The 6,841-nt window shown below is 69.6% G+C and carries 7 protein-coding genes; 6 read left to right on the top strand and 1 reads right to left on the bottom strand.

Translation table 11 applies throughout. The features are described from left to right. Positions 1–19: 19 nt before the first annotated feature. From QHF85_RS42175 to QHF85_RS42185, 3 genes are all read left to right on the top strand, one after another. Positions 20–880, top strand: a complete 861-nt coding sequence (locus QHF85_RS42175; protein ID WP_281333121.1) for a hypothetical protein — start codon at positions 20–22, stop codon at positions 878–880. A gap of 13 nt (positions 881–893) precedes the next feature. Further along, positions 894–2,213, top strand: coding sequence for a M28 family peptidase (locus QHF85_RS42180; protein ID WP_281333122.1), 1,320 nt, complete (start codon positions 894–896; stop codon positions 2,211–2,213). 120 nt (positions 2,214–2,333) lie between these two features. Then, the gene (locus tag QHF85_RS42185) at positions 2,334–2,600 is read left to right on the top strand and encodes a NifU family protein (protein ID WP_136929302.1); all 267 of its coding nucleotides are present in this window, start codon (positions 2,334–2,336) and stop codon (positions 2,598–2,600) included. Between the two features lie 119 nt (positions 2,601–2,719). Here QHF85_RS42185 and QHF85_RS42190 read toward each other — a convergent pair whose 3' ends face one another. Beyond that, positions 2,720–3,559 (bottom strand): hypothetical protein, encoded by an 840-nt coding sequence (locus tag QHF85_RS42190; RefSeq protein ID WP_281333123.1) that lies wholly within the window; start codon positions 3,557–3,559, stop codon positions 2,720–2,722. Positions 3,560–3,747: 188 nt separating this feature from the next. Between QHF85_RS42190 and QHF85_RS42195 the strand changes: the two genes are divergently transcribed. From QHF85_RS42195 to QHF85_RS42205, 3 genes are read left to right on the top strand one after another with little or no spacing between them, the layout of a single operon-like run. Beyond that, positions 3,748–4,341 (top strand): cobalamin ABC transporter substrate-binding protein, encoded by a 594-nt coding sequence (locus QHF85_RS42195; protein ID WP_281333124.1) that lies wholly within the window; start codon positions 3,748–3,750, stop codon positions 4,339–4,341. Beyond that, on the top strand, positions 4,338–5,159 hold the full coding sequence (map, locus tag QHF85_RS42200; RefSeq protein ID WP_281333125.1) for a type I methionyl aminopeptidase: 822 nt from the start codon (positions 4,338–4,340) through the stop codon (positions 5,157–5,159). The genes QHF85_RS42195 and map overlap by 4 nt, the downstream gene beginning before the upstream one ends. 16 nt (positions 5,160–5,175) lie before the next feature. Continuing rightward, positions 5,176–6,702: an FAD-dependent thymidylate synthase gene (locus QHF85_RS42205; protein ID WP_281333126.1), complete on the top strand. Its 1,527-nt coding sequence runs from the start codon at positions 5,176–5,178 to the stop codon at positions 6,700–6,702. Positions 6,703–6,841 lie beyond the last annotated feature (139 nt).

The following is a 6,841-nucleotide window of genomic DNA, read 5'->3' on the forward strand; positions in this document are numbered from 1 at the left end:
TTTCGCGCATGAGGTCCCGATGCGTTCGAGCTGGCTCGCTTCCCTGATCGCCCCCGCCGCCTTCGTGGCGACGCTCGCTGCGTGTGAAGACAACAGCAAGGAGCAGGAGCAGGCCGCGGGCTACGTGCTCGAAAAGCTCGTGCCCGTCGCGAACGAGGACGCCGCGCAGGTGCGCCGTGGCCTGCCCGAGGGCGCGAAGAAGCTCGGCGAGGTCGTCGACGCCGATCCCGGGGCGAACCTCGTCGCGCTGCAGAAGGCCATCCGCGGCGCGCGCGCGTCGGTGAAGGATCTCGACATCGCGAAGAGCACCTTCTTCACCTTCGTCGACACGACGGGCATCGCGCTGCGCAGCGAAGCGGATCCGGATCTGCTCGCGCAGAAGTCGGTCCTCTCGTCGTTCCCTTCGCTGAAGAAGGCCCTCGATCCGAACGCGGGCGTCGTCGAGGCCTGGGGCGAGATGCAGGAGATGCGCGGCGTGCGCACGGGCCCCGACACGCAGTGGGTCGCGGCGCATCCGGTGAAGGACAAGGAAGGCCAGGTGAAGGGCATGTTCGTCACCGGCTGGTCCTTCCGGCGCTTCGCGCTCCGCCTCGAGGAGACGGCGAAACGCGAGCTGCTCGACCGCGCCGCGCGCGAGAAGCAGAAGAGCGTCCCGATCGTCTACGTCTTCCTCGTCCGCGACGGGAAGGCCTACGGCGCGCCCGTCACGCCCGACGTCAACGCGCAGGCCGTCGAGGGCCTGGATCTCGCGAACAAGACGCAGAGCGGCCCCTTCCGCGGCCCCGTCGAGATCACGAAGCGCTCCTACGGCGTCGCGGCCCAGCGCGTGCCCGATCTCGGCGAGGGCACGATCCTCGCCGTGATCGCCTCCTCGGTCTGACGCTTGGTTCGTCGTGGCGAGCGAGCCTCCGCCCGCGCCTCCGGCCCGTGATCCCACGGCGAAGCCGCCGCGCCGTCCGCGCTCGCGTCGCCGCCGCATCGCGGCCCTCGTCGTCCTCGCCCTCGCGCTCGTCCTCGTCCTCGATCAAGTCGGCGTGCGTGAGCTCTCGGGCCGCGATTTTCCGCAGACCGACGCGCTCTCGCCGACGCTGCGCGCGCACGTCGAGGCGCTCGCCGCGCCCGCGTGGGGCGGCCGCGTCCCTGGCAGCGAGGGCAACGCCGCGGCGGCGCGGTACCTCGCCGACGCGCTCGCCGCCGCCTCCGTAAAACCGTTCCCTTCGCTCGGCGGCTATCTTGCGCCGCTCGCGGAGCCGAGCTCGCCGCTCGGGCACAACGTGCTCGGATGGATCCCTCCCGAAGGCCCGGGTGAGCCGCGCGGCACCATCGTCCTCGGCGCGCACTTCGATCATCTCGGCAAGACCGACGAGGGTCTGCTCCTCGGCGCCGACGACAACGCCGCGGCCGTCGCCGTCCTCCTCGGCGCGCTCCCCTCGCTGCTCGCGCAGCACCCGCGCCCGTACGGCATCGCCGTCGCCTTTTTCAACACCGAAGAGGCGCCCTACTTCGGCACGCCGCGCCAGGGCTCGCAGCGCTTCGTCGCCGCGCTCCCGAAGGAGATCGGCGGCCTCTCCTCGGTCCGCCTCGCCGTCGTCCTCGACCTCATCGGCGGCGTCGTCTGGCGCCGCACCGCCGACACCGTCTTCGCGTGCGGCGCCGAGAAGACGCTTGGCCTTCCGGCGATCGTCGACGGCGTCCGCGAGCCTGGGCTCGACGTTCGCCGCCTCGGCATCCACACGGTCGAGAACATCCCTGGCTACCCGCCGCAGCCCTTCTCCGACTACGACGTCTTTCGCGACAGCGGCGTCCCGTTCCTCTTCCTCTCCAGCGGCCGCACGCCCCGGTATCACCGCGCCTCGGACCTGCCGGAAGCGCTCCACTACGACCGGATGGCGCGCACGTCGCGCTGGATCGCCTCCCTCGTCGCCGCGCTCGCCACAGCGCCTGCCGCGCTCTCCTTCGACCCGCGCGGCGAGGACCTCGCGGCCGAGCGCGACACGCTCCGGTTCGCCTTCGACGCGGCTTCCAAGCCTTGGAGCTCCATCCCTGGCACGGGCCCTGTCACGGCGGCGCGGATCCTCGGCGATCGCGGCCGCCTCGAAGCCATGGCCGAGCCGGGCCACGTGTGGACCCCCGAGGATGCCCGGGCAATCGAGCGCGCGAGCTTCCGCCTCCAGTGCTTGCTTTATCGCTTCCCGGTCTGCTTCACGCTTTGACGCATCGGGCCGCGGTTGTTGCGGAGCCAACCCTCGTCGCGGCCGGACGAACGTGCAGAACGCCTCTGCGCGCGCGAGGCCGCTTCATGCTACGTTCGGTCCCGGAGATTGCTCGAGACGATGCCCGCGAACATCGATCAGATGCTCAAGGTTTGCCGTGAGGTGATCGCTCCGCTCGTGCGTGCGGACCAAGGCGAGTTGTACCTCGTGGCCGTGGAGCCCGACCAGATCACGCTCCACCTCGCGGGGATGTGCGCGGGTTGCCCCGGCGCGAACCTCACGGCGAAGGGCGTCATCGAGCCGGCCGTGCATGCGGTCGCGCCCTCGGCGCGTGTCGTCGTGACGAGCGGCATCCGCATCCCCGAAGGCGCGTCGCTCGTCACCTGAGCCGACGCGCCCCCGAAGGCGACGCGCCCCGCGTGCCGGCCTTGGTTTGTCCTGGAGAGGGTGCGGGCGCTCGGCCCTGAAAAGCGAAGGGCCCCGCGTTTGGCGGGGCCCTCGTCGGCTCACTTCTTCTTCTTGTTGTCGGCGGGCGGAGGCGGCGTCGGATCGGGGTCGGGCCCGCGGATCGCGGCGGCCACCGCAGGATCGATGGCATCCTCCTGCTTCGGCTTGTTCGGGCGCAGCGATTCGATGTTCTGCAGCGTCGCGTTGTCCTCGTACGCGATCGCGATCGCGGTCTCGCCGCGCTCGATCAGGCGCACGTGCGTCGTCGCGTCCTTCCAGTCGATGACGGTGGCGAACCACCCGAGGTCCGGGTTCGGTGGGATGATCCGACCCGGCGTGCCGTACTGCGTGGAGAGCTTGACTGCGGACTCCTGGAAGTTCGTGCCGAGCGGCCCGCCCTTGGCGAGCTTGATCTCCTCGATGATCTTCCAGAGCTTGTCCTGGATGAAGAAGAAGTGGCGCGTCGGCTTGTCTTTGCGCGACAGCGTCAGGATCCACTCTTTGTTGAGGTAGCTGTATTCACCGCGGAGCGGCGTCGAGTCGAGGGCGACCGGCAACTTGCCGAACTCGATCTTGCTGCGGCGGAAGCTGTTTTTCTCTTCCAGGAGCGCCGCGTCGAGCTCGCGCATCTTCACGCCGGGCGAGACCTTCTGGTAGAGCGGCTTGTATTCCTCGTCGAGCTGCTTGTCGATCGCCTCGCCGACCTGCTTCGTGGTCATGCCCCACTTGATCGAAGCCGGATCGAGCGCGATAGGCTTCTTGGTGACCGCCGGGCCCGTCATGGCGGGCGCTGCCGCCGCTTTTTTCTTCGCCTGCGCCTCGACCACCATCGGGGTCACCGTCGCCGCGAGGCCAAACGTCGTCGCCAGGAGCGCCGCCCAAAGCTTGTTCACCTTCATCTCCAATCCTCCGCCCCGCCGGCCCACGGCCGGCAACCGGGATCTACCAGATTCTGCGGGAAAAGGGGCCCGCCGAGGTCTTCGGGGCGTTGGACGAAGCCCGGGCCCGATCGATGGAAAGGGATCCGATCGAGGCAGGAGGCTGCCAGCACTGACAGATCGGAGGGGACGTGCTAGGTGCAGGCCCAATGGCGCAGCTCTCGACGCGGACGGCCAGGCGGGCCATGGCGGTCGCGTTCGGCGCGGCCCTCGGGGGGCTCGTGTCCGGGTGCGGCGCTGCGAGCGTCCCGGGCGACACGAACACCACCACGCACGCTCCGTGGCTCGGGCACGACCGCGAGCTCTTCGACGACGTGGTCGATGCGGCCGCCCTCGGCCTCGGCGCGGACGTCTCGAACGCCCAGAAGGATCCGCTGCTGAAAGAGCGGGCGCGCGGGTCGGAGCTCGTCTCGCGGCTGCGGGTGAGCACGGTTACTGTCGAGTCGCTCGAACAGGTGCGCACCTACCGCCTCGTCCTTCAGGTCGTCCCGCCGGCCTTCAGCCCGCCGGCCTTCGAGCAGACGGCCTTCGAGCTCGTCATCGGGCCCACGGCCCCGTCCTACGGGGTCGCACAGGCCTTCGACATGCGCCTCCGTGGCGCGTCGTTCATCGGCTTCCTCCATCGCTTTGCCGGCGAGGGAGACGAGCCGAGCAGGCTTCACTGGCACCTGTCGCCGGACACCGCCGAGGTGGCGGCCGCCGTGACGGATGCCCTCGCCCTCGCGGAGCTGTCGGGATCGTGAGCAACGTCAGCATCAAAACGTTGAAGGAAGTCGAAGGGATGCGCGCCGCGTGCCAGATGGCCGCGGAGACGCTGCTCGCCGTCGGGGAGATGATCCGCCCGGGCATCACCACGGAGGACATCAATCGTTTCGTCCACGACGACACGGTGCAGCGGGGCGGCTGGCCGGCGCCGCTGAACTACCACGGCTTCCCGAAGAGCGTGTGCACCTCGGTGAACGAGGTCGTCTGTCACGGCATCCCGGGGCCGCGGGTCCTCGAGCCCGGCGACATCATCAACGTCGACGTCACCACGATCTACAACGGGTTTTACGGCGACACGTCGGCGACGTTCTACGTGGGCAAACCCTCGTCCGCGGCGAAGCACGTGACCGAGGTGTCGCGGCGCTCGCTAGACCTCGCGATCGCGCAGGTGCGCGAGGGCGCGCGGCTCGGAGACATCGGCGCGGCGATCCAGGAGTTCGCCGAGGGCGAGGGTTGTTCGGTGGTGCGTGCGTTCGTCGGGCACGGCATCGGCCGCGTGTTCCACGAGGCGCCGCAGGTCTCGCACGTCGGCAAACGCGGGACGGGGATGCGCCTGCGCGCCGGGATGTGCTTCACGATCGAGCCGATGATCAACCTCGGCCACCACGACGTGGAGGTCCTCGCGGACAAGTGGACGGCCGTCACCGCGGATGGCTCGCTCTCCGCGCAGTTCGAGCACACGCTCGTCGTGACGAAGAACGGCTGTGAGGTGCTCACGCGTCGGAGCAAGAAACTCGCGAACAGCGAGATCTTCGCGGACGTGTTTTCAGTCGCCGCCGCGGCCACGACGCGCTAACGGACCCATCGGTCCCATGTCTCTCGATGAAGCTGCGCGCGGCCGGATCGCGCCGTACGTCTCCAGCCTGAACGACGACGTTTTCGCCCTCTCGGGTTTGCCCGAGGAGGTGATCGCCGTCCTCTTCGCCTACTACTCGCGCAGCCGCGACGATCTGCGGACGAACCTCGCGCGCCTGCTCTCCGACCACGAGCTCGACGTCGAGGAAGGCGTGACGACGCGCCCCTCGTTCGGGCTCGCGACGGAGAAGGCGCGCGCGTTCCACGAGAAGTGGGTCGTCGGCTACGGGCACGCATCGGTCGCGGAGCACGCCGTCGTGCACCTCGCGATCGAGAACGTGAGCATCGTGGCCTCGAAGGTGATCGAGGACCTCCGGCTCGGCTCGTACACCGAGAAGAGCACGCGCTACGTGGTCTTCGATCGAAACAGCTTCGTGAACCTGCCCGAGCTCGAAGGCCCGCTCGGCCAGACGTACCGCACGAGCGCAGAGCGGCTCTTCACGACGTACGTCGATCTCATGGCGCGCGTGATGGATGCGCTACGCGTGCGCGTGCTCCGGCCGCCGGGCGCGTCGGAAGCAGCGCACGCGGCAGCGATCCGCGCGCATGCGTGTGATCTCCTGCGCGGTCTCTTGCCGGCCGGCACGCGGACGAACCTCGGCCTCACCGCGAACGCGCGCGCGCTCGAAGCGCTGCTCACGAAGATGCTCTCGCATCCGCTCGCGGAGGTCCGCAACGTCGCAACGTCGATGCACGCAGCGGCGCGCACCGTCACGCCGACGCTGGTGAAGTACGCGGCGCGGAGCGAGCATCGATCGGCCCAGCGCAGCGACGTGGGGGACAAGCTGCGATCGATCTACGATCCAGGCCCCTGGGACGCCGCCGCGACGAACGTCGTCGGGCAACCGGTGCGGCTCGTGCGTCACGACAAGGACGCGCTGGAGCGCATCGTGCTCGCGCTCGCATACGAGAGCAGCGAGCCAAACGTGCACGCCCGCGGGCTCGCGGAGGCCATGCGCCACGCGACGTCGCGCGAGCTGGAAGACGTGGTCCGCGCGTCGGTCGCGCGGCGCGGCGCGCACGATCCGGTGCCGCGTGGCTTCGAGGCGACGACGATGACGTTCGAGCTGATGCTCGACTACGGCGCCTACCGCGATCTGCAGCGGCACCGCATGCTCCTGCCAGCGACGCAGCGTCTCACGTGCCGGCTCGGCTTCGAGACGCCCGCAGAACTCACGGAGCTCGAGCTCGATCGGGCCTACACCGAGGCGATGGTCGCAGCATGCGACGCGTGGGAAGAGCTCGAAAGCAAGCGCCCCCTCGAAGCGCAGTACGCAGTGCCGCTCGGCTTCCGAATCCGCACGCTCTGGACCCTCAACCTGCGCGAGCTCTTCCACGTGGTCGAGCTGCGATCAGCGCGGCAAGGGCACGCGAGCTACCGCCGCATCGCGCAGGGGCTCTTCCGCGCGGCAATCGCCGTGCACCCCTGGCTCGAAGGCCTCGTCCGCGTGGACCTCGGCGACTACTCGCTCTCGCGCGCCTGACTGCGTAGCGCCGGGGTTTCACCCCGGACCCGACCAGGGGTTGTCCACCCCTGGACCCGGACCAGGCGCGGCCTGGACCGGGGGTGCCAAAACCGCGCATCGCGCGGTTTTGGCAACGGCCCGTGGCAAGACCGGCAAC

It is taken from the genome of Polyangium sp. 6x1, assembly GCF_029946515.1.
In the GTDB taxonomy this organism is placed as follows: domain Bacteria; phylum Myxococcota_A; class Polyangia; order Polyangiales; family Polyangiaceae; genus Polyangium.